This window comes from Ammoniphilus soli (genome assembly GCF_040813775.1).
The window spans coordinates 170,820-194,994 of sequence record NZ_JBEGDL010000004.1; the positions used below are offsets into that span (position 1 = coordinate 170,820).

Consider the following 24,175-nt stretch of genomic DNA (forward strand, 5'->3'; position numbering starts at 1 on the left):
TTGATCTTCCTTATTTCTTATTTTTTGCGAGAATCTCATTCGCTTGCTGTCTGAACTTGGCAGCTCCTTCTTCAGGCGTAATTTTCTTGAAGAGGATCTCGTCCGAAATGTCTTTCAGCGCCTTCATGACTTCAGCAGACCCTACAGGATCCATCGGGCTAATTGCGCTGCTGTTCTCCGACACGCTGCTTACGTAGTCAAACACCTTTGCCTGATCAGGAGATAATACGGATTTGATACCTTCCACGACTTTAGAGGAAACAGGAACCCCGCGATCCCCTTTGATCAATTTATTCGCCTCGATATCATTGATAAAGAAGTTGATAAATTTGGCCGCTTCTTCCTTATGCTTGGAGCTCTTGGCAACGGAGAAGAACATGCTTGGCTTCAGGAATAGTCCTTCTTTTTGAGCTGGTCCAGGCGGCAAGTGCAAAGCTAAAGGTCTTTTTCCTGCCTCGGTGAACTGTACAAGCTGATTAGACCAATTCCAAGTCATCGGTGCCGTACCTTTTACGATATGCTCATCCTCTATCCCTTTGATTTGAGCCTGCACATCTGGCGTAGGAAACGCTCCGGCTTCTACTAATCTCAACTGACGCTTGAAGTGGTCCACGAACAATTGATCATCGCTGTACCCGAGAGAAGTTCCATCCGCACTATACATATGCTGGTCATGCTGTCTTAAATAGTAAGGAAGAAAAACATCCGTCGGGAACATAGGATTGCTGCCGTATGTCCCTGCTTTTCCTTTCGCTTCCAAAGCCAATTTCTCGAAGTCATCCCATGTCCAATCATCCTTCGGCGGGGTAAGTCCGGCTTTCTTCAGCGCTTCATCGTCGGTGATAACCGATATCGCATTCACGCCTACGTTAAAACCGTATAATTTGTTGTCAATCATCCCGCTGGATAAGGCATTTTCATTAATCGAGCTGACATCAATGGTCCCGTCCTGCGTAAATGGAGCCAAATCCTCCAATTGTCCCTTTTGGCCGTATTGCGCAAAATAAGCGGTATCCATCGAAATAATATCCGGCAAATTGTTTGCCGCAGCTTGCGGGGCTAGCTTTTTCCAGTAATCGGGAAAGTTCGCATATTCCGCTTCAATATTGACATTCGGATGTTGTTTTTCATACATTTCAATCACTTTCAGCGTGTATTCGTGTCTAGGCTGCCCACCCCACCAAGCAAAGCGAAGAGTAACCTGTTCCTGACTCTTATCCCCGTTTTCTGCCGTTCCTCCTCCGGATGTCTCTGTACTCTGGCCGCTGCCGCATCCGGCAACCGTTAAAGCCATCACTAAGGATAACGCTGAATATAAATACTTTTTCATTTTGTTATCTCCCCTTATGTTTCGGTTTCGTTTAGTGGAAGTGCTTACATCTATTATTCTATCTAAGTATGAGAAAAGTTTGAATTTAAAAACCCGATCAAGCTGTTTAAAAATCAGAGGATGTTAAAAGGGGCTAGCCCCTTTCGAGACCGCCCCATTTCACTTATTTCTTATTTTGAGCCAGAATTTCGTTTGCCCGCTTCCTGAATTTAGCGGCGCCTTCTTCCGGTGTTATCCTTTTGAATAAGATCTCATCCGATGTCTCTAGAAGCGCTTTAACCACCTCTGCGACCCCTATGGGGTCGGGAGGATCCATCGTGCTGCTGTTTTGTGATACTCGAGTCACATAATCATAAATTTTGGCCTGCTCGGGGGTCAGCTCCGGTTTAAGCGCTTCTACGACTTCGGCGGAAACCGGCACTCCTCGATCCCCTTTAATGAGTTTATTGGCTTCTATATTATTCACAAAATAGTTAATAAATTTAGCCGCTTCTTCCTTTTGCTTGGAGCTTTTCGAAATGGAAAAGAACATACTGGGCTTCAGGAACATGCCTTCTTTAAGCCCAGGACCTGGGGGCATATACAGCTCAAGGGGCCGCCCAGCTGCTTTAGCCAGACTGAGATATTGGTTCGACCAAATCCACTGGATCGGCGTTTCCCCTTTTACGATCAGTTCATCCTCAAATCCTTTAATTTGAGCCGTTACACCTGGATTTGGAAACGCTCCCACCTCAAGCAACCTCAATTGGCGGCCAAAATAGTCCACAAACAAGGAATCATCGCTATACCCAAGAGAAGTGCCGTCAGAACTATACAAATGCTGTCCCTTGGTCCTTAAAAAATAGGGAAAGAATACTTCCGGCGGCTTCATTCCATTGGTACCGTAAATACCCATTTTTTGTTTGACCTGCACAGCCAACTGCTCAAAATCCGCCCAAGTCCAATCCGGATTTGGCGGTTGGATGCCCGCTTTTTTCAGCATTTCGGCATCGATCACAACGGCGGGTGCATTGACCCCCAGATTGAATCCAAACAGCTTGTCGCCAATCATCCCGCCTGAACGCGCATTTTCACTGATGGAACCCACATTGATCAGGCCGTCCTCTACATAAGGCGTCAAATCTTCCAGTAAGCCTTTTTCACCGTAGGGAGTCAAATACAGCAGGTCTGTCTGGAACACATCCGGCAGGCGGCTTCCCGCTGCTAAAGGAGCCATCTGCTTCCAGTAGTCATCCCAGTTGGCATATTCCGCTTCAATTTTCACATGAGGATTTTCTTTCTCATACATGTCAATGACTTTCATGGTATAGTCATGCCTGGATTGTCCGCCCCACCAGGCGACCCGAAGGTTGACCGGTTCCTGATTTTGTTTGCCCGCTTCGGTCGTCCATGGCTGCTCAGGGTTCCCGCATGCGCTGACCGTTAGGGCAAAGGCAAGGGATAACACAGAAAATATGAATTTTTTCACTTCATGATCCCCCTTGTAGTGAATCCGTTGCTAGCTTTTTCGCATCATGGCACTTTCCGGTATTCCGAAGGTGTACACCCCATATATTTCTTAAAGACTTGGCTGAAGTATTGAGGATTGTCCCCAAAGCCCAGCATTTCCGCGAGCTCAAAAATTTTCAGATCCTCTTCGCGCTCAATTCGCTCGATTGCTTTCTCAATTCGCATTTTCGTAACATAATTGGAAAATTTGTCTCCGGTCTCCTTTTTAAACAATTTTCCTAAGTAATCCGCATTCATATAGAGCATTTGACTCGCCACCCAGTTTAATGAAAGATTCGGGTCACCTAAATGCTCATGAATGATTTCAATCACTTTATTGATCACGGTAGAATGCCTATGTTTGTTTTGATCATAATTTTCCATCGTAATCTCTTTAACAACGTTACCCAAAAAACCTTGCATGCTTTGAATGGTATCTAATTCAATAAGAATCGACATCTTTTCCAGGTAGCTATTCATCTTTTCCGGGTCACATAACCGAATGACAGCAACAAACAACTGGATCACATAGGACCGGGTAATATGGGTTGCGAGGCGCATTTGGGCCAATTGAGAAAAAAACGCTTCCATTTCGCCCTGCGCATCCTCCCAGCGACCGGATTTGACCAGCAGGCACAATTTTTGCTCGTCATACGCAAACTCTGCGCTTTCCATAGCATGTGTATGCACGATGTCCTTCTTGGTAATCAGGCTGCCTTCTCCCAGGTAAAATCTATGGTTAAGACATTCCAGGGTCTCCTTATACAATCTCTTAGCATGCCTAATCTCATCGGCTTCACTTAACGCCGTGGTAGCATCCATTTGATAGTATTGGAAAAAGATATCTCGTATCGACTGGATGTGCTCGTGCCATTCTTCTGGTTCCCTATTATCTTCCACGACGATCAGGATATATTCGCCGATCGTCGTGCTCAATATAGAGTTTTCCAAGACTTCCTGTGCAATGTTTTTCATGGCAAACATATGCTCAAAATCGAATTCTCCTTCTAATTGAAACAGGATCAATCTCACCTTGGGATGATTTAAATGAAGATGAAACAATTTTTCATAGTATTCTAAATCCCTATTCCCATAGGTTTTATTCGTCACAAACTCTTTAAGCAATTGCTCCTTCGCATAGGGAAGAACTTTTTCCAGCTGCCCTTTCATGTTGTCCAGAAAGCGTTCTTTTTGTTCACTCTGCCCGATTTCTTCCGTTAATTCCTGAAGTGCTTCGATGATGCGAAGCTCATTGCATGGCTTCAATAAATAATGTTTAACGCCAAACTGCATCGCGGTTCTGGCATAGTCGAATTCACTGAATCCCGATAGCAGGATAAACCGGACACTCGGAAACGTTTCATGCACCTTTGCCACCAACTGCAAGCCGTCCAATCCTGGCATTTTAATATCGCTAATCACAATATCCGGCTGCTCGCGTTCAATCAATTGATAAGCTTCGATCCCGTTGCGAGCTGTCCCCGTCAGCACCGTTCCTATAGATGCCCAATCAATGATCTTTGAGATACCTTCCAGAATAATTCGCTCATCATCAACCAGCAATACCTTGTACATGATTCCCCTCCTTTTTGTACGGCAAGATCACCCTTACTCTGGTCCCCTTTCCCGGTTCGCTCTCGATCCGGATGCCATAAGATTCACCAAAGGTAAGCTTGATGCGGTCTTCAATGTTTTTCAAGCCAATGCCTTGCCCTCTTGTCCGAACCTCTCCCTTTTGCAACTTTTCCAAATAGGAAGCTTCCATTCCAGGTCCGTTATCCTCTACCATGATGACAAAGCCGTCCGGAGTTTGTTCGGCACGAATCGTAATTTTGCAAGGATCAATCATCGGTTCCAAGGCATAGTGAATGGCATTTTCCAGTAAAGGCTGCAAAGTCAGCTTAGGGATGCAGCAGTTTCTTATTTCTTGAGGCAGATCATAATGAAAATCTAGTCTTTCCTCAAAACGATAGGTTTGTATGGTTATATAGTGAAGGACGATTTGGAGTTCTTCCTCTACCGTAATAATCGGCTCTTTCAGACTTATGGAGTTTCTAAGCAAAAATCCTAGAGATTCGACCATTTTGGATATCTGCGGCTGTTGATTAACCTTAGCCAGCCAGTTGATAGACTCCAGCGTATTGTACAAAAAGTGCGGATTAATTTGGGCTTGCAGCGCCTTAAATTCTGTCTCTTTGATTGTGAGTTGTTTGGCATAGTTTTCGGTGATGAGTTCATTGATCCGATGAATCATCAGGTTAAAATTACGCTGAAGCAATCCCACCTCATCCATTTTAAACGCATCCGAGTCATGAATTTGGGCCTCCGCCTTATCGAAATCGCCCTTTTGAACATGCCGTATCGAATCAACCAAGTTTTCTATCGGACTGGTTATCCCTCTTGCAAACCTGACACCCAAAATGACGACTAACGTAAACATCAGGATAAACCCAAACAATACAAAAAATTTGATCGCTACGATTCTCTCGAAGATCTGATTAAACGGAATAGCATTTAAATAAGTCCAGTTGGTATAGGGGGATTGTATATACGCCATAAAATATTTTTGACCGCCTACGGTTTCAATGTGGTACCCTTTCCGTGCAGCGGACGAAAGCTGGACCTGCTCCAGAGGAAAATTAGGGCTATTGGGATAGATGAGATCCGCTCCGCTCATAATGATCATTTCTCCATCCTGAACATTAAATCCATCTGAAAAATTCCTCACCATTTTTCCTAGATCCATTCGGATCACTAGTGTCCCAAGATTGTCAAAACTTAAATTTCTGTACATTCTTACTTCACGTGCCGCAATTAAGGAGTCATCCAGCTCATCCGGGCGTATCCACAGATTGGCTCCCTTGGCCTGTTTGGTTTCCCGTGTGATCGTTTGCTTGATTTGCGGCGCGATCGCAATCCTTCTGTTTCCTGCTGTGTATTCTTCCCCATTGACATCGAAGAGATGGATCGAACGAATGTACTTTTGAGATCCGGCATAATCCAATAACCTATCAATAATTGCCGTTCGAATTCGAAATCTCTCATACTCCAAAGGTTTTTTCCTCATCAAATCGAGACTATTCTGAATTTCAACGTCAGCGGTTATATCAAATGAAACTTCCTCTATTTTTTTCATTTCATCTTCAATGTTATTGGAAGACATGAATAACACTTGGGAGGACTTTTGATAAATCTGTTCATCATAGACATTGAAAGCATACTGCAGCCCGGTCACGGTAAAGGAAAAGGAGATGACCATGATCAAAGAAACCAAAAGAAACAATTTATGTTTAATCCTGAGGTTATCGTAAATATTTCTAATGAATGATGACAGCTGCTTCATAGGAGCCCCACTCTTTCGATTCCTCTCGTTTCCGCCTCTTTTTCATGCTGCCGATTTAAACTTCTGAAAGCTCTGATGGCAAACCACATCACCAGTAAACTGAAAACGCTCCCACTAAAAAATAAAGACAACAGCGGGAAAAGCCAAAGCAGGGTGCCTAAGATCATCGAAGCGACGATCATTCCCAATGAATGGAGAGGCCGTGAAAACGCGATGACAACCCCGAATTTAAAGGTTTGGGATAACCGAATATCGTAATGGACATAAACCGGAAAAATAAAGAATAGCAGCAGCAGATAAATAAAAAATAAACTCAGAAACACAACTTGCAATACCGATTGATACGCAGGCATATATTGCAAAATTCTGAAATCGAAATAAAACATCACAGCCATAAACCCTAACGCAAGACCCAATACATTAGATTTGACAAAATCTGATTTATACGTATTCCAAAATGTCTTAAACACTGGAATATCCTGCTGTCCCATGACCCATTTTCTTGTCACGGAAAACATGGCGACTGTAGCAGGCATGATCCCCACCACCACGAACCCGATCATGGAAAACAAAAGCCATAATAGATTGAGGTAAGCTAACCGCGTAATCCATTCGCATATGCGGTACAGCGCGCCCGTCAGAAGCCCCATTCTGCTTCCCTCCTTTAATCCTGAATACGTATGACGAATTTTTATATTGCTCATCAAGCATTTATTACAAGAGTAACACATTCTAAACAACATTTTAATATTGCTTTATTTCCAACTATTTATAGAGTCACTTAAAACTCTAATTGAAAGAGCCGACCTCCAGAAGAGATTCGGCTATGATCTTGTCGGACGTTTTTCCTACTATTTTAATATACTTCATCAAAAATCGGAATGTAAAAAAACAGATGGGAATGTTTAAAAATCAGTGGAAAAATATATGGCTATTTCCGTCTTCACCGTAACCTCATCCCCCGGGCCTAAGACTTGTACCCCTGTCAGCGATTCTGGAAGACGTAAGTTGGGCGCATTCGTCACCCAGGTGTAAGGTTCCGGGCAAACAAAGCCCTGTCTTCCATCCGCATTATAGACCACCCAATGCTTGAAATGTTCATCTGCCCGATAGACAATCTTTAAACCCGCAGTTTCAACAGAAGCTTCATTCCTTCCACCAGAGAGGGCTGATGAAAGGAATGCGTCGTCCAAGGCCCAATCTTTTAGACGGATCCCCTCATGGAGTTCCTTCTTGTACTCCATTTCCTCCAGCTCTCCGGTCGGAAGCAGCCTTTCATCCAATAGCCAACGCTTGTCTGCTGTTAAAGAGAAACTAGACTGATCTTCCGGGAAGAAAAATGTCGTATGATAGCCCAGTCCCCAAGGAAACGGTTCCGTTCCTTTATTCCTAATGGTGGCATTCTTATGGAGGGTCGCTCCCTCCAGCATATAGGTCATTCGGATGACGAAATGGTGGGGGAATTGTTCGAAGATATCCGGATAATGGGAAGAGTCCATTTCTGTTTCCACGACGACCCGATCTTCTTGTGCCTCGGCTTTGACCAGTTCCCATCTCTTATCGTGGACAAAACCGTGAAGGTGGTTATTCTTCCCCTTTTCATTGATCTCAAGATGATAGGTTCTCCCGTTGAACTCGAAGGTTCCGTCGCCGATCCGGTTAGGCGGGAATAAGACAGGGGTACCGAACAGATACGGGTTCGATCCATATTCCTCTAGTGAATCAGGTACTCTCAAAACCTGATAATTGGATTCTTTATGGATGCAAGAAATCAGATTGCTCCCCCACCCCGGTACAATGATGATTTCCATCTGCTCATTGGAAGCCTGAACCGCCGGTTCTCCCAAATAGGTTATTTGCTCTACAAATGTGGACATGTGAATCCCACCTCATCCTCTTCTCCTATTTTTCTTATCCCAAAATCTCTTCAATCGTCTTCAAAATTTCACTCGGCAGTTCAATCCCTACGCCCTTTACATTTTCTTCAACCTGCTCCGGTTTGCTTGCTCCTATCAATGCGCTTGCGATATTTGGATTTCTTAGGATCCAGGCAAGAGCCAATTGGGAGATCGTGATCTCTAGCTCTCCCGCTACCCGTTCCAGTTGTTCGATCTTTGCCAATACTTCTTCCTGAAGCATGGAACCCATATACATATTGGAATTAGGATCGGTCGCCCTTGACCCTTCCGGCAAGCTAGCCCCGCTTTTGTATTTACCCGTTAAAACTCCTTGTGCCAGCGGGGAGAAGACGACTTGGCTGATGCCATTTCTTTCGCTTAAAGGAATGATCTCCTTTTCAACATACCGGTTAAACATATTGTAAATCGACTGATTTACGATAATCCGATCCAGGAGATAACGATCTGCAACCTGCAAGGCTTCTTGAATTTGAGCTGCTGTCCATTCGCTTACCCCGACATAAAGAACCTTGCCCTGTCGGACCAAATCTCCAATCGTCCTCAGCGTTTCCTCCAAAGGAGTTTCCGGATCATAGCGATGGCAATAATAAATATCAATATAGTCCATGTCCAACCGCTTTAAGCTTGCATGAATCTGCTCAAATACATGCTTTCGGGATAGCCCGCGGTCATTCGGCCCCTCACCCATGGGAAAGAAAACCTTCGTCGCCAATACATAAGATTCTCGTGGATACTTCTTTAATGCTTCCCCTACGATTTTTTCGGCTTCTCCTGTCGCATAAACATTGGCCGTATCAAAAAAGTTAATCCCTAGCTCATATGCTTTATCGATCGTTAAAGCTGCTTTTTCCTTTTCGATAGCATTTCCGTAGGTCAGCCAGCTGCCTAAGCTGATTTCGCTGACTTTAAGCCCTGTTCGCCCTAGCTTCCTATATTTCATCCTCTATCCCTGCTTTCTATTAGATCTATCAGATACCCTTGATAACGACATCAAGGCTCTCATCCAGACTGAATCATGTCATTCAGCTATAATCCGGCATGAATAGCTTTTTGAGAACCAAGGTGGCCGCACCAATCGCCGTTCCATAATCACCCAATTTCACAGTACAGATGGAAGCGGAATTCAATGCCCTTTTTTCGACCGTTTCCTTCATGGGACCAAGGATAAACTCTCCTGCTTTCGAAACCCCTCCACCAAGAATGACCCGGGATGGATTCAAAATATTGATCAAATTGGCTACTCCTATTCCTAAATAGCGACCTGTATTTTCCAAAGCTTCAATGGCCAGCGGATCACCTTGGAGAGCAGCCTGATGAACGGTTTCCCCGGTGATCCCCCCTAAATCTCCACAAACCACTTCTGTAATCAGGCTTTCCCTGCCAAGGCGGATTTCCTTCTGTACCCTTGCCGCGATCGCCGGGCCTGCAGCAATAGCCTGCAGGCATCCGTAATTTCCGCAGCTGCATTTCGGCCCTTCTGGATCAATCGTGGTGTGGCCGACTTCGCCCGCCGTAAAGCTTGAACCCGTAAACAGCTTATTATCTAAAATAATACCGGCACCTATACCCATTCCGACATTGATGCATATAAAATTATCAATCCCTTGGCCATTTCCAAACCAGCTTTCGCCCAAGGCCATGGCTCTAACATCATTCTCGATTTCTACCGGAAGATCAAACGCTGTCTCCAGCTCCTCCCGGATCGGAATTTGGCGCAAATCAAGGTTAGGGGCATAGCGGGCGACCCCTTTCTGCGGATCGACAAGTCCATGCATGCCTACCCCGATTCCCAGTATGGTGTCTTTTTGTAAGCCGGACTTATCCAGCATGGTCTCAATCGATTGAACCAAAAGCTTCAAAAAGTTTTCGGATGTAATCGGGTTTGGCATTTTTACAAGCAGGGTATCTATGATTTCTGCGTTCAGATTGGCAGATACCACCTTCAGATGGCTGGCTCCCACATCAATTCCAATCACATGGAAAGCTGAAGCATGGATGCGCAGCATGATGGGTTTGCGGCCTCCGGATGAAGTCCCCAAATCACTCTCTATCACTAAATTTGACTCTAACAGTTCGCCAACCAAATTGGTCACCGTTGGTGGAGTCAGATTCGTCTTTTTGGCGATTTCCGCACGGGAAATGGGGCCATCCAGGCGAATGACGTTCAAAATAAGCGATTTATTAAGGGATTTCATAAACTGAAAGCTGCCAACCATTCCTGATGTCATAGTGCCTTCCTCTTTTCTATTTATCTTCATATCCATTCGGTTGAGATTGATGCCATTTCCAAGCGCTCTCAATGATTGTCTGCAGGTCGTTGAAAACCGGCTTCCACTTCAACTCCGCTTGTGCCTTTTCCGATGAAGCGATGAGAACCGCGGGATCGCCTGTCCTTCTCGGACTGACTTGTGCCGGAATCGGATGACCTGTAATCCGGCGAGCGGTATCGATCACTTCTTGAACGGAAAAGCCTTGGCCGTTCCCTAAATTATATACCCCGCTTTGATTATCTTCACGCAAACTTTCCAGTGCAAGCCAATGGGCGTTCGCCAAATCCATCACGTGGATATAATCGCGAATGCAGGTGCCATCGCCTGTAGGATAGTCATCGCCAAAGATATGGATGCTGTCGCGCTGACCCAGAGCGACCTGAAGAATGATCGGGATCAAATGGCTTTCCGGGTCATGATCCTCACCGATCATCCCGTCCGGATGGGCCCCTGCCGCATTGAAGTAGCGGAGGGAGATGGATTTCAAGCCATAGGCCGGGTCGCACCACCGGAACATTTTTTCCATAGCCAGCTTCGTTTCCCCATATGGGCTTGTCGGCTCGGTCGGATCCCCTTCCTGGATCGGAATGTTTTTGGGCTCCCCATAGGTGGCGGCAGTAGAAGAAAAGACGATTTTTTTGACGTCATGGTCAAGCATAGCCGAAACCAGGGTATGTGCGGCCATGAGATTGTTATCATAATAAGCCAGCGGGACTTCCACGCTTTCCCCCACCAAGGAACTGGCGGCAAAATGAATGACCGCCTCGATTTCATGCTTGCTGAACACCTCATTCAAAAAGCTGCGATCACGAATATCTCCTTGATAAAACGTGCCGCCAACCATCGCATTGATGTGGCCTGTCTTCAGATTATCGATAATAATGACTTCTTCCCCCTGTTGAAGAAGCTCCACTACCGTATGGCTCCCAATATACCCTGCTCCGCCCGTAACTAAAATTGACATGCTTCTACCTCCGTGATTTCTTTGGCTCCGTCCCCTACTTCACATACATAAAAATCCGGAACTAATCCCGTCCTGCGTGTATAATTCTCTGCTACCTGTTTCTTGAATTCTTCCACTGCATCTCCATGAACGAGGCTAACATTGCACCCGCCGAATCCAGCCCCTGTCATCCTGGTGCCGACACATCCCGAAATTTTCGATGCCTCCTCAAATAAGGCGTCAAGTTCCAGGCCGGTTACCTCATACAAATCCCGCAGGGATTCATGAGACTGCCGCATGTACTGCCCGAAAGAAATGAGATCATTCTCCTTCAGGCTCTTAGTAGCCAGAAGGACTCTTTCATCTTCACTGACCACGTGTTCCACACGGTTCCGAATCACTTCGGAAGGAATGGCTTCACGCAGCTGCTCCCACTCCGCATAACGGAGATCCCCCAAGCTTGAAATGTGGGGAAGCACCTTTTGTATGTGCATCAGTCCTTGTTCACATTCCCGGCGGCGCTCGTTGTACTTCGAATCCGCCAGTCCCCGTCTCTTATTCGTATTGCTAATCACCAGCTTATAACCGGCTGCCTGAAAGGGAACATATTCATACTGCAGCGAATCGCACTTCAGCATCATCGCATGATCCTTCTTCCCCATCCCAACCGCGAACTGGTCCATGATCCCGCAATTGACGCCGACAAACTGATTCTCCGCCAGCTGCGATAGCTTGACCAGTTCGATCATGGGGATATGGCAATTCACTAATTTCGAAATAGCAAGGGCTGTGGCTAATTCGATGGATGCGGAGGATGAAAGCCCCGCTCCATTCGGTATATTCCCATAATATAAAATATCCGCCCCTTTTAAATATGCTGAGATAGATGGATAGGCTAACAGTTTCTGAATGACCCCTTTGGGGTAGTTAGCCCAGTCATCTTCTTTGTCATAAACGAGATGATCCAATGCACATTCCGCTTTGACATCAAAGTTAGCAGAACCGAACCGAACCTTCCCATCCTGCCTTGGGCTGACCAGAGCCCATGTCCCGTAAGTTAAAGCGGCCGGAAACACGTAGCCTCCATTATAATCCGTATGTTCCCCAATCAGGTTCACTCTACCGGGAGCAAAAAATGCGCGAACTTCTTGATGACTTCCAAATTCCTCAGCAAACCTGGCTTTTAGCTGCAATAAATTCAACATGAACACCGTTTCCCCTCTGCGTCTATTTCGTTTGTTAAAGTCATCGAACGATATGATCCAGAAATCTCACAAATGCTTGCCGTCCTTCCTCATCTCTTTTAAATACGCCCGCATGCTCCAGAACCTTGGAAAATACCTGCCCTACTTCCTGCTGTAAAATGGGTTGGATATTGGCTGGAGTCAACTGAGGATAGCTCTCCTTTATTCCTTGAGCCCAGCTGAGATGCTTAAGCACTTCGGGGAATTTTTCGATTTCCCGGGCCGGATCATCGTTAACTATACATTCCGCTAACTTACTTAATTCTTCTTTAAGCCTTCCGGGCAATACAGCCAAACCCATTACTTCAATTAAACCGATATTTTCTTTCTTGATATGATGGACTTCTTGGTGGGGATGAAAGATTCCCAGCGGGTGTTCCTCACTGGTCCGGTTATTGCGAAGAACAAGATCCAACTCAAACCCCTTTCCCCTTCTTCTGGAAATCGGGGTGATCGTGTTGTGCGGGGTGTCCCCTGTATGAGACAAAATCCCCACCCTTTCATCGCTATACGTTTTCCAGCAGGCTAGAATATAATCGCCTAGCTCAACCAAATCCTTCGGATTTTCGCCGCTTAAGCGGATAACCGACATCGGCCATTTGACGATTCCCGCTTGAACATGAGGGAACGCCTTAAAAGAGAACCCCTTCTCTATTGAAGCTTTTGCCATCGGAAACTCATGGTTCCCTCCCTGGAAATGATCATGGCTCAGAATGGAGCCGCCCACGATCGGCAAATCTGCATTGGAGCCTAAAAAATAATGCGGGAACTTTTCTACAAATCCCAGCAATCTTTCAAATGTCTTCCTGGAAATCTTCATCGGTTTATGTTCAGCGGAGAAAACGATGGAATGCTCATTATAGTAAACATAGGGAGAATACTGAAAATACCAGAGCTCATCGGCTATTTGAATCGGTATAATGCGATGGTTTTGTCTGGCCGGATGATTGACTCTTCCCGCATAGCCAACATTTTCCCTGCAGAGCAAGCACTCCGGATAGGAGCTCTGTTTCATACTCCTTTCCGCTGCAATGGCGATGGGGTCTTTCTCCGGTTTGGATAAATTAATGGTGATTTCCATATCGCCGTAATCAGTGGGAGCATACCAATGCTGGTTCTTTGCAATTCGGTCGGTCCGAATATAATGAACATGCTGAGAGAAATCGTAGAAATACTGAGTGGACGCCTCCGGTCCCCTTTTTTCATAAGCGCCGTTAAACACTCGGATGACCTCGGATGATCTCGGTACTAAACAGCCCATAATCTTCGTGTCCAACAGATCGCGATACGTTACCGTATTCGCTTCCAGTTTCCCATTCCCGGCCGCCCAGTCCAAGATGCTGTTCAGGATATCAACCGGTGTATCCAGTTCCTCGTCCCCGGTATCCGCGACTTCCCAATCACTCAATCCTAAAACGTCCAGAATGGAATTCCTGGTCAGATCCGCGTCCCATTCCGTAATGAGTTTCTTTTTGATTCCGTACTGAATCAGACGTTGTATTTGGGTGTAAACATTCTCCGTCATATGATTCATCCTTTCATTGGCGAATAGGAATTTTCCAACTCAACTTAACTTAATTAATTAATTTAATTAATTAATATCAGAATAATGGACTAATATCAAGAAAAAACATTCCAATTTGTCTTTTCTATCTAGTTTCCTGGCCATCCGAACTGCAATAAATGTTAGTTAATTAAGTAATTTAATTTATATGATATACCCTCTCAAGGATATAAGGCTCTGCAAAAAAAAGAAGGAGACTTTTGGGAAATTTAACCCGCAGTCTCTACTGTTATTAAACGGCCTTGAATCTCCAAACCATGCTCTGAAAATCGCCTTTCAAAGGAACATCCAAAGATGAAGTCTCATGTGCTGTATAATCAGGGATATGGAGTCCCATATTCATCAGCTCATCCCCTCCGAAGGTTTCATCCTTATCGTCTAATTGATAGTTCAAGTCAGGATCGAGTCCCTTCAATCTAATGGAGCGCAGGGGCGGATTCGGCTCTGCCAGCACTCTATAGTAAGCTGCGAAGGCCTCCTTCTTATCCTCCGATACAAACATCCATGCCGTTTCATTGCCTTCAAATGGGCTCAGCAACCGGTAAAATTCGCCAAATTGGACCAAATGCCTGATTTCTTTGTAAGATGCGACTTGTCGTTTGACGATTTCCTTCTCCGATTCAGTTAGCTTGGTCAGATCCAATTCATAGCCGAAATTACCCGACATGGCTACGTCCCCGCGCATTTTTAAATCTGTCATGCGGTGCACTTGATGATTCGGAACGGCGGACACATGGGCACCCGTCGCACTGATCGGATAAACGATGCTCGTTCCGTATTGAATGCCTAAGCGGCTAACCGCATCCGTGTTGTCACTAGTCCAGGTTTGAGGCATATAGTAAAGCATTCCCGGGTCAAAACGCCCTCCCCCGCTGGAGCAGCTTTCGAATAAAACATGCGGGAATGCCGCGGTAAGCTCTTCCATGACCCGATAAAGGCCCAGCATGTAGCGATGGGCGGTTTCCCTTTGCCGTTCCGGCGGCAATGCTGCCGAGCCGATCTCCGTCATATGCCGGTTCATATCCCATTTGACATAAGTAATTGGTGCGCTGGAAAGAATGTCAGACAGCATCCGAATGACGGCATCGCATACTTCCGGGCGCGAATAATCAAGAACCAGCTGGCTTCTTCCCTCGGAACGGCCCCGATTCTGAACGTGCAAGCACCAATCTGGATGCTTCCGATACAGTTCACTATCCGGTGAAACCATTTCCGGCTCAAACCATAAGCCGAACTGCATTCCCATTCTTCTCACCCGATCCACCAAATCCTCCAGTCCTCCGGGCAACTTATCCTTGTCGACAAACCAATCTCCCAACGAACTAAAGTCGTTATCCCGCTTGCCGAACCAGCCGTCATCCAGGACAAACAGCTCGATCCCTAGATCCTTTCCGGCCCTTGCAATGGTTTCGATCTTCTCGGCATTGAAATCGAAATATGTGGCTTCCCAGTTATTGATCAGGATCGGTCTTTCCTTGTCGCGGAACTCCCCGCGGCATAGGCGGGTACGGTACAGCTTGTGATACGTTCTGGACATATCGCCAAGCCCGCTGCCGGAATAGACAAGCACCGCCTCCGGAGCCTGGAAGGATTCGCCCGGCTTCAACAGCCAGCTGAAGTCAAACGGATTAATTCCGATTGAAACCCGTGTCGTACGGTATTGATCGACCTCAGCCTGAGCAAGAAAGTTTCCGCTGTAGACCAGGCTGAATCCATATACCTCTCCGTGATCTTCATCCGCTCCTTTACGCAAGAGGGCCAGGAAAGGATTTTGCTGAGGGCTGCTTGCCCCGCGGCGGCTTTCAATGGACTGGTTTCCCGGAACCAGAGGCCTTCTCACGATCTGCCTTTCTCTCGCCCAAGCCCCGGATAGCTGCAGCAAATCAAATTCCGCATCGCAGAAGTCCGCGCTCATGCTGAGAACGCGTAGGAGTTTCAAGTCCTCCTCGCCCTGATTCACGAACTGAACAGAGCGTGTAATAGCGTTAAACTCTTCGAAAACGGAATAAGACAAGATCACCCGAAGACCGGTGAGAGAATCCTCCAGTTCGATTTCCAGCGTTTCCGCTTCTTCTTCTCTTTCCGCATAGGTTGCCGGCAAGCCTTCCAGCTTAGGTTTTCCCTTAGAAATCCGATGGCTTTTGTACCTTAAATCGGTGATCGTCGAACCGTTTTCCAGCTGCACTTGATATGCCGGCGACCGGAAATCTGTCGTCCCATAGCCCGGATATTCCTGCGGGACCGTGTCCAAAGAAAATTTGCGATCGGATGGATCCGGATTGGGCGATAAGGGGCGATCTGCGAATATCAATGGATTGGAGAAATGGACGGACCTTATTTTCTTCCCCCAATAGATATGAGCCAGATAACCTGATTTGATCACTTGCAAGACATAGCTCGTATCCTTGGCCTGCAAGTGAAAAGTTTGGGTTGATGCAAAATACGAGATTCCCATGGTTGACCCTCCACATTCAAAATTTAGTAAAAATTCCTAACTATCCTTTTACAGCACCGGACGATAGCCCGCTTACAAAATACCTTTGCACGCATAGGTATAATACAATAATCGGCAATGCTGCCATCAGCGACCCTGCTGCTACCCAGCCGATATTATTCGTATACTGGGAGAAAAATGCCGCCAAAGAGACCGTGATGGTCTTTGCTTCCGTACTTTGCAGGAAAAAGACGGAGAACTGATAATCGTTCCAGATATTAACTCCGGCCAAAATCGTGACCGTCGCTGTCACCGGATTCAGCAATGGCATGATAATCCGGAAGAACAGCCCGAACCGGCTCATCCCGTCAATCATGGCCGCTTCATCCAAGAGAATACGCGGTTAGAAGCATATTGCTCATAATATTTAGTCAGTTCTCCCAAATCTGCTTGAATGCCCTTGATTCCCGCCGGCAGACCGCTAGCCTCTGCCATCAGCTTCAGATTGTCCGGCTTGGCGAAAAACGCAATCAATTTTTTAGCTTCCTCGATATGCTTGGAATCCTTCCAAACCCCCATCGTAAATCTTTCCCCGCCGGAAAATACCGGTTCATCGCCCTGCTCTATAGCCGGAACTGGCATATAGCCAATCTTTACGTTCGGATTGATTTCTTTTGCTTGCATCACATTGGAGGGGCCATTCACAACGAAAGCCACTTTGCCTTCGGCAAACAACATCGGCAGATCGCTGTATTTGGCTGTCAGCACATCCTTGTTGATTAAGCCTTTATCGTTCATCTCCTTAAATTTCGCCGGAAGAGTCGTCCATTTCGACCAATCGAACGTCCCTTTCATCAATTCGTCGGCATGATTCTGCTGCGGGCTGATGAGTAAAGGAGTGGCGAAATAATCAAAGTATTGTCCAATCGACCACGAGTCGATGCCGGAGAAATAAAACGGAATGACTTCACCATTGCTGTCCCTTTTGATCTTCTCCCCTGCAGCAATTAATTCATCCAGCGTTTTCGGCGGCTGGACGCCGTACTTTTCCAATATTTCCGCATTATAGGTGATCCCGTCCTTAGCTTCATTAAGAGGCAGCACGTACACTTTGCCCTCTTTGTCGGTCACAACCTGCTTCATGGAGTCCGTTAATTGGGATGCCCATTCCTGATCCCTCAAATCTGCCAAATACTTGCCGTAGCGGATTTGCGACCAGCCATGCGTATCAAAGATATCCGGCAAATCGTTTGCTGCCATTTTTACCTTCATGATATTTTCATATTCTGATCCGGGAAATTGAACTTCTACTTTAATAGTCGGGTTCGCCTGCTCAAAATCTTTGCTTATTTTTTGATACGCATCTTTTACTTTTTGGTCATTTGATGAACTGAAAACGGTTAGCTTGACTTCGCCATCTGCTTTTGCATCGGTAGCCGCATCATCTCCGCTTGAACAGCCAAAGAGTACGGATGCGGATAAAATGGTTGCTAAAGCGGTTGCAAGAAATTTTCTCATGTGAATCCCCCTTTGTTTTTTAAAATCTAGCAAACAAGTAAGTAAAACTCTTTTTCTGGATAAACCTTTTCTTTCCACCTCCACCCCTTTGTCGTAGATTAGAGACGTATTTTTCGCTCCTTATTTCGTTTTTTCTTTGTTATCTGTATTTTATCACTATTGGCTGCGCTTTCACGTGCCATAAAACTACAATGAAAGCGCTCATTTCTCTTCTCAGTTTTTTCAATTTGACTACTTTTCTCTATTCTTGCTATTCTTTAAATTAACAAAAAGGGAGATACGACAATGAAATTTGCCTATTCCTTGCGATATAAGCTATCGGTACTCTATCTATTGATTATTGTTATACCCGTCCTTATTATCTCAGCGGCTATGCCGTATTATTATCAATATTTAATCTCAAAAGAAACGCAGAGGCTGACAGAAGGTACACTGGCTTCACTAAGCAACAATATTAATACTTATTTGGACGATCTGTCGAGGCTCACCATCATTCCATACCTAAATGAAAATATTATGTTCGCCATAAAAACCTTATCCTCTAATCAATACAAAACAGCTGAACCCTATACGCAGCTCGTGGTGAACCGCGCCATCTACGACACCTTGCCGAAATACTTGCAATTCACGAGGGAGGAGATCGTCAGTACGATTCTGCTGACCATGGACGGCTCAGTTTTTGTCAATACAAGAAATGGAGAAAGCTCCGTTCCCGATTATCCCTTCACCAATCAAGAGTGGTACAAAAAAGCAATGACCGGAGGAGGGAATGTGGTATTTATCCCTACACACAGTCAGGACTACATCACAGGGTCTGAACAAGCGAAGGTCTTTTCCGTGGCCCGGCTCATTAAAGACCCGGAAACGCAAAAACCGTTGGCCGTCATCATGGCCGATGCCGATTTGACCACATTCAATAAAATCTTTAAAGGAATCAACTTGAATAACAAGAACTCCATGATAACGATCCTCGATGATCAAGGAGACCTGTTTTATTCAAACAGAAGCATGCCCGACAGCATCCGGCGGCAACTGAAGGAGATTCCCCCTGTGATTAAGGCCGATGACGATTCTTATGTCGTTGTTTCCAAAGTGATCCCGCCTTCGAATTGGAAAATGGTTGTTTTGGTATCGCAATCGGAAATCACAGCGAAGGTCAGATGGATGTTTACCGCAGGCATACTGTTTGCTGCAGGCGGCTTATTGGTCACTTTCTTTCTCTTCACCATTCTTTCACGCTGGATTGTCAACCCTTTTAAAGAATTGGTCAAAGTGATGAAAAAAGTTGAAAAAGGTCATTTTGAGGTAAGGCTGCAAACGAAAGGACAAGATGAAGTGGCAAGGCTGGGAAATGCCTTTAACCACATGATTGCCAAGATTAACGAGCTCATAGACCGGGAATACCGGGCTGTTCTCAATCAGCGCAATGCGGAATACCGTGCCTTGCAATCTCAAATTCAGCCTCATTTTCTCTATAACACCCTTAACGGGTTTATTGGATTAAATCGAATGGGAGAACGCAAGAACTTGGAAAAAGCGATTTTGTCTTTAAGCTCTATGCTGCGTTACAGCTTGCAGCATACGGATTGGTCTACTATCGCGGATGAATTTCTTTTTCTAGAGAGATACTGCAGCCTCCAACGAATGCGTTTTCAAGACCGAATGGAGGTTGATATTCATTGTGATTATAGAATCGCATACTACCAAATTCCGAAATTGCTTTTGCAGCCTCTTGTTGAAAACGCCATTATCCATGGCGTTGAACCTTCCGAATATCCCTGCAGGATCATGATTAAGGCTGAATGGGCAGAAATCCGTGATCAATCGGTCTTGCGGATCTCGATTAGGGATAACGGTGTCGGATTTGATCCGGAAAAACAAAACGGAACACAAAGCATCGGCATTTCGAATGTGAGAGAACGACTGAAAATGGTTTACCCCCAATCAACGTTTACTTTGGAAAGCGAAGCAGGATTAGGTACGCAAGTAATGATCGAAATTCCCGAACAGGAAGTGAGAAAATGAGGATTTTAATTGCCGATGATGAAAGCTTAATCAGATCCAGCCTTAGGAGTATGCTCGAGGAAATGAACCTCCCTTTGCAAATCATTGGTGAAGCGGCTAACGGGGAACAAACTATTCAATTTGTAAAAGAGTGCGAACCGGATCTCGTATTCATCGATATACGGATGCCTAAGATAAATGGCCTGGAAGCGATCAAAACGGGTAAAACATTTTCGCCGCACACCCGGTGGGTCATTCTGACCGGTTTTTCGGATTTCAACTATGCCCGTGAGGCGATCCAGCTTGGCGCTGCCGATTATTTGCTTAAGCCGGTAAGTCCTGAAGAACTGGAACAATCTCTTCAAAAATGGATGAAGGACAAGCAAAAGTACGATAACGGCCTTAACCGGCAATTTGAAAATGAAATTATAGCGTTATACCACGGCCTAGGTTCCATTCATGACGAAAATGACAAAAGCATCCATTCTCATGCTAGTTACATTTGTTCTGTTTTCTTCATCGATAGTCACTTGGAGGAAACGGCAAAATCGGAACAGCTTTTAAAATTTTCCCATGCTCTGCGCAAAACGATTGATGAGTTTGTGGGCAACGAAATAAGAATCGCCCTATTTTCCCTGCCTAGCGGCGAACTTATTACTGTAGGAGCCTGGGGGTTTGTAAAAGATACCGCGGGAAAAAAAATATTGCAGCAGTATTTGGAAAAGTGCACCGGAATCGTTAACCAGTTTTGCGACAAGAATTTTTCCGTTACGGCCATCCAAGGCCATGAATGCCTTTCTTTTGGTCATCTTGAGCAACAAGTTAGCCAAATACTCGATGTTTCTTCCCTTCGCTCCACGTTGGGAATCGGAAGCAATTGGGATTTAAATCATTTCACGTGCTATGAACCAGATTCAGACATAATGGAACTCAGCCGTATCCTTATCAAGCTGTCTGACTGCCATAAAGAGGATAACTATTTAAATTATATGAAAACACTGAGTGATTTGGAGAAAGTCATCGTAAACATGAAACTTGTTAACTCTATCAAGCAGCATATCACCGATTTCCTGCAGCGTTCCATCGATTGCCGGCTTAAAGCCGATGAAGACATGAAGGCTTGGATAAAGCAGCTGCAAGTTCATGGCGAGAAATTGATCACTGAAAATCAGAAGAGTGAAAACCGCCAATCCGCTCTCGTAAGCCAGGTCATTGCTTATATTGACCAGAATTATATGAACGACATCGGAATCGGGCAAATTGCCGAACACCTGCATGTTACTCCGAATTACTTAAGCACCCTTTTTCATAAGAACACCGGTATGACGTTCACAAAGTATATGACGAGAACCCGCATTTTCAAAGCGAAAGAATTATTAATGGATCCTAGCATCCAAGTCCAGCATGTGGCCGAGAAAGTCGGTTATTACAGTACTCGCCATTTCACGAAACTATTTACAGAATGGGTTGGCTGCTACCCTTCCGAGTTTCGCAATCAAATGAAAGAGAGTCTTTAAAAAATATATTTATTGGAGAACGGGAGCCTGCAAAATGCTCCTTTCTATTGGGCGTGCTCACTTCCCACTCATTGAATGCTGTTTGAATTTTCCACATAGCTATATAACAGACCAAATTGGAGGTAATGCCCATGAAATTTTCCGTGAATATCGAAGCCGTGTTTTCAGGCAATGATTTTCTGCAAAGTATGCGAGAGACTAAACGATTAGGCTATAACGCTTTTGAGTTTTGGTCCTGGTGGGATAAGAACCCGCAAGCGATTTTGGCAGCGAAAGAGGCACTTCAGCTTACAGTGACAAGCATTGTCACCAAATTTATTAGTTTGACCGATCCATCCAGACGGCAGGAATATGTAGAAGGGCTCAGGCAAACCATCGCGATTGCCAGGATGCTCGGGTGCAGGACGATTATCTCCCAGGTGGGACAGGAAATTCCAGGAATCCCAAGGAAGGATCAGCACCGCAGTATTGTGGAAGGGCTGAGAGCCAGCGTACCTTATCTTAAGCAGGCAGGAATCATGTTGGTGATCGAACCGCTCAATACGCTGGTTGATCATAAAGGGTACTATTTATACAGCTCCAAAGAAGCATTCCAAATCATCGATGAAGTCGGCAGCCCTTATGTCAAAGTGGCTTACGACATTTACCATATGCAAATTATGGAAGGAAATATCATTTCTACCATTACCCAAAACATCCATAAAATCGGTCATTTCCACGCAGCCGGGGTTCCCGGTAGACATGAACCTTATACGGGAGAGCTCTATTATTTGAATATTTTTAAAGCGATTGAAGCAACTGGCTTTAGAGGATATGTAGCGCTGGAATATTTTCCAATCGAAGATGCTTCATTGGGACTGGCGAAGTTTCTCAACTGGGTAAAGTCTGCCGGACTCGTTTAGTTTGATCTGAAGATGGCCGGTCATAACCGCGAAATGCCCCCTCCCGATTCTTTCTCTCCATTTTCGGACGTATATCTACCGAAAAACAAGCAATAATACGACTAATGCTCTTGTAGAATTCCTTTATGTTCCATGTATATATTTGATCCTCAAACAAGGGGTACTTTCCATGAAGGAGTCAAAACAAAAAAAAGAACCGCCAACAGTGGCCATCTCGAGAAATTTAGCGGAAAACAAGAAGCAAATCGAACGCATTTTCAACAACTGCAAGGATCTGACCCTTCTTGAATGGCGATATGGGCCGGATATGATGCATACGGCTTTCTCCGTCTATTACGATACCTTGGTCCAAAAGAAAACAGTCACTTATATGAAAGAATCGCTTCAGGACCTTGTCCCTTATGAGGTTGGCCCCGCAGCGACCATTTCTCCGGAAGATGTGATGGGCTTCTTTGGCCGGCAAGGCGTTTCCGCCCAATCCCATCACCTGGTTGAGAACTTGGATCAAGTGGTAAGGGATGTTTCCGAAGGATATGTGGTGATCTTTTTCAATCATTGGAACAAGGCACTCGGCTATGCGGCTTCCGGCCTCGAAACGAGGCAAGTGACGGAACCGGTCATCGAACCTTTGGTTCATGGCCCCCGCGAAGGCGCGGTTGAAAATCTGGAAAAGAATATTGGGATGCTCCGCTTGCGATTGAAAAGTCCCGATTTCAAGATCGAATACCACACCGCAGGGGGAAAAACGAACACAAAGCTAGCCTTCGGATACCTGGAAGGTGCCGTAAATCCGGAAACGCTGGAGGAATTCAAACAGCGGATCAATCGGATAAATAAAGAAGAAATTCTGGAAACGGCCTATATTGAGGAGTTAATAGAGGATGAAACCTACTCTCCTTTCCCCCAAGTCCGCTATACGGAACGCACGGATATTGCCGTGGCCAATTTATTGGACGGAAAGATCGTTCTCCTTGTTTCCGGCACGCCCATGATGATGATCTGTCCCGTCCAGTTTACCGACTTATTCGTCACCAGCGAAGATTACTATCAAAGGGCCATTATATCTACTCTCATCCGGCAGCTGAGAATTGCCGCCTTTTTCATTGCCCTGACTTTGCCGAGCATTTATATTGCCCTAAGTACCTTTCATCCCGAATTAATTCCAGATGTTCTCTTATTGGCGATTCTTGATACGCGGGAGGGAATTCCATTTCCTGCTTTTGTGGAGGCGCTGATGATGGAATTTTTCTTTGAGCTGCTGAGGGAAGCGGGAGTCCGCCTGCCTAGGCCTGTCGGATCGGCCGTAAGCATTGTCGGGGCATTGGTTATCGGGGAAGCGGCCATCAATGCCGGGATCGCTTCCCCGATCATGGTCGTCGTTGTTGCCTTAACCGGGATCGCTTCCTTTGCCATCCCGCAATACAATATCGCCATTTCCTTGAGGATTTTGCGCTGGCCGCTCATGGTGCTGGCCGCATCCTTAGGAGGATTCGGAATTATGATCGGATTCATTTGGATACTTCTGCATATGACGAGTCTGCGTTCTTTTGGACAGCCCTATCTCGCACCGATTGCCCCCTTGCGCCTGCGGCAGCTGCGCGATATCTTCATCCGGGCTCCATTGAAAATCCTGCTCCGCTCCCCGCGTAACAGGCATTTTCATAAGCTTCCGAAGGGCTAGCTTCATGAAAAGAGGAGG

Annotated in this window: 18 protein-coding genes; 4 read left to right on the plus strand and 14 right to left on the minus strand. The window is 45.6% G+C overall.

The annotated features are described in order from the left end of the window. Window positions 1–10: 10 nt before the first annotated feature. From ABLT31_RS11145 to ABLT31_RS11210, 14 genes are all read right to left on the minus strand, one after another. Window positions 11–1,330 (minus strand): ABC transporter substrate-binding protein, encoded by a 1,320-nt coding sequence (locus tag ABLT31_RS11145; RefSeq protein WP_367751588.1) that lies wholly within the window; start codon window positions 1,328–1,330, stop codon window positions 11–13. Between the two features lie 163 nt (window positions 1,331–1,493). Further along, complete coding sequence (locus tag ABLT31_RS11150; RefSeq protein ID WP_367751589.1) at window positions 1,494–2,798, minus strand: ABC transporter substrate-binding protein; 1,305 nt, start codon at window positions 2,796–2,798, stop codon at window positions 1,494–1,496. Between the two features lie 44 nt (window positions 2,799–2,842). Further along, on the minus strand, window positions 2,843–4,393 hold the full coding sequence (locus ABLT31_RS11155) for a response regulator transcription factor (protein ID WP_367751590.1): 1,551 nt from the start codon (window positions 4,391–4,393) through the stop codon (window positions 2,843–2,845). Continuing rightward, complete coding sequence (locus ABLT31_RS11160) at window positions 4,371–6,101, minus strand: cache domain-containing sensor histidine kinase (protein ID WP_367751591.1); 1,731 nt, start codon at window positions 6,099–6,101, stop codon at window positions 4,371–4,373. Before ABLT31_RS11160 ends, ABLT31_RS11155 begins: the two co-directional genes overlap by 23 nt. A gap of 56 nt (window positions 6,102–6,157) precedes the next feature. After that, window positions 6,158–6,811 (minus strand): YesL family protein, encoded by a 654-nt coding sequence (locus ABLT31_RS11165; protein WP_367751592.1) that lies wholly within the window; start codon window positions 6,809–6,811, stop codon window positions 6,158–6,160. Between the two features lie 255 nt (window positions 6,812–7,066). Continuing rightward, window positions 7,067–8,038 (minus strand): aldose 1-epimerase, encoded by a 972-nt coding sequence (locus tag ABLT31_RS11170; protein WP_367751593.1) that lies wholly within the window; start codon window positions 8,036–8,038, stop codon window positions 7,067–7,069. A 34-nt stretch (window positions 8,039–8,072) separates the two neighbouring features. Continuing rightward, window positions 8,073–9,020 (minus strand): aldo/keto reductase family protein, encoded by a 948-nt coding sequence (locus tag ABLT31_RS11175; protein ID WP_367751594.1) that lies wholly within the window; start codon window positions 9,018–9,020, stop codon window positions 8,073–8,075. Between the two features lie 82 nt (window positions 9,021–9,102). Next, on the minus strand, window positions 9,103–10,338 hold the full coding sequence (locus ABLT31_RS11180) for an ROK family transcriptional regulator (protein WP_367751595.1): 1,236 nt from the start codon (window positions 10,336–10,338) through the stop codon (window positions 9,103–9,105). Continuing rightward, window positions 10,325–11,314, minus strand: coding sequence for a UDP-glucose 4-epimerase GalE (galE, locus tag ABLT31_RS11185; RefSeq protein ID WP_367751596.1), 990 nt, complete (start codon window positions 11,312–11,314; stop codon window positions 10,325–10,327). The genes ABLT31_RS11180 and galE overlap by 14 nt, the downstream gene beginning before the upstream one ends. Beyond that, window positions 11,302–12,498, minus strand: a complete 1,197-nt coding sequence (locus ABLT31_RS11190; RefSeq protein WP_367751597.1) for a galactokinase — start codon at window positions 12,496–12,498, stop codon at window positions 11,302–11,304. Before ABLT31_RS11190 ends, galE begins: the two co-directional genes overlap by 13 nt. A gap of 40 nt (window positions 12,499–12,538) precedes the next feature. Further along, window positions 12,539–14,062 carry a UDP-glucose--hexose-1-phosphate uridylyltransferase gene (galT, locus tag ABLT31_RS11195; protein ID WP_367751598.1) on the minus strand — a complete coding sequence of 508 codons (1,524 nt, stop codon included), beginning with the start codon at window positions 14,060–14,062 and terminating at the stop codon, window positions 12,539–12,541. A gap of 271 nt (window positions 14,063–14,333) precedes the next feature. Further along, the gene (locus ABLT31_RS11200) at window positions 14,334–16,556 is read right to left on the minus strand and encodes an alpha-galactosidase (protein WP_367751599.1); all 2,223 of its coding nucleotides are present in this window, start codon (window positions 16,554–16,556) and stop codon (window positions 14,334–14,336) included. 40 nt (window positions 16,557–16,596) lie between these two features. Next, window positions 16,597–16,911 (minus strand): carbohydrate ABC transporter permease, encoded by a 315-nt coding sequence (locus ABLT31_RS11205; RefSeq protein ID WP_367751600.1) that lies wholly within the window; start codon window positions 16,909–16,911, stop codon window positions 16,597–16,599. Continuing rightward, on the minus strand, window positions 16,908–18,053 hold the full coding sequence (locus ABLT31_RS11210; RefSeq protein WP_367751601.1) for an ABC transporter substrate-binding protein: 1,146 nt from the start codon (window positions 18,051–18,053) through the stop codon (window positions 16,908–16,910). The genes ABLT31_RS11205 and ABLT31_RS11210 overlap by 4 nt, the downstream gene beginning before the upstream one ends. 285 nt (window positions 18,054–18,338) lie before the next feature. Between ABLT31_RS11210 and ABLT31_RS11215 the strand changes: the two genes are divergently transcribed. From ABLT31_RS11215 to ABLT31_RS11230, 4 genes are all read left to right on the plus strand, one after another. Further along, entirely contained in the window at window positions 18,339–20,078 is a 1,740-nt protein-coding gene (locus ABLT31_RS11215; RefSeq protein ID WP_367751602.1) for a cache domain-containing sensor histidine kinase, read from the plus strand. Beyond that, window positions 20,075–21,574, plus strand: a complete 1,500-nt coding sequence (locus tag ABLT31_RS11220; protein WP_367751603.1) for a response regulator transcription factor — start codon at window positions 20,075–20,077, stop codon at window positions 21,572–21,574. The genes ABLT31_RS11215 and ABLT31_RS11220 overlap by 4 nt, the downstream gene beginning before the upstream one ends. A gap of 131 nt (window positions 21,575–21,705) precedes the next feature. Beyond that, complete coding sequence (locus ABLT31_RS11225) at window positions 21,706–22,476, plus strand: hydroxypyruvate isomerase family protein (RefSeq protein ID WP_367751604.1); 771 nt, start codon at window positions 21,706–21,708, stop codon at window positions 22,474–22,476. Window positions 22,477–22,645: 169 nt separating this feature from the next. Beyond that, the gene (locus ABLT31_RS11230) at window positions 22,646–24,157 is read left to right on the plus strand and encodes a spore germination protein (RefSeq protein ID WP_367751605.1); all 1,512 of its coding nucleotides are present in this window, start codon (window positions 22,646–22,648) and stop codon (window positions 24,155–24,157) included. The last annotated feature ends 18 nt before the right edge of the window (window positions 24,158–24,175 follow it).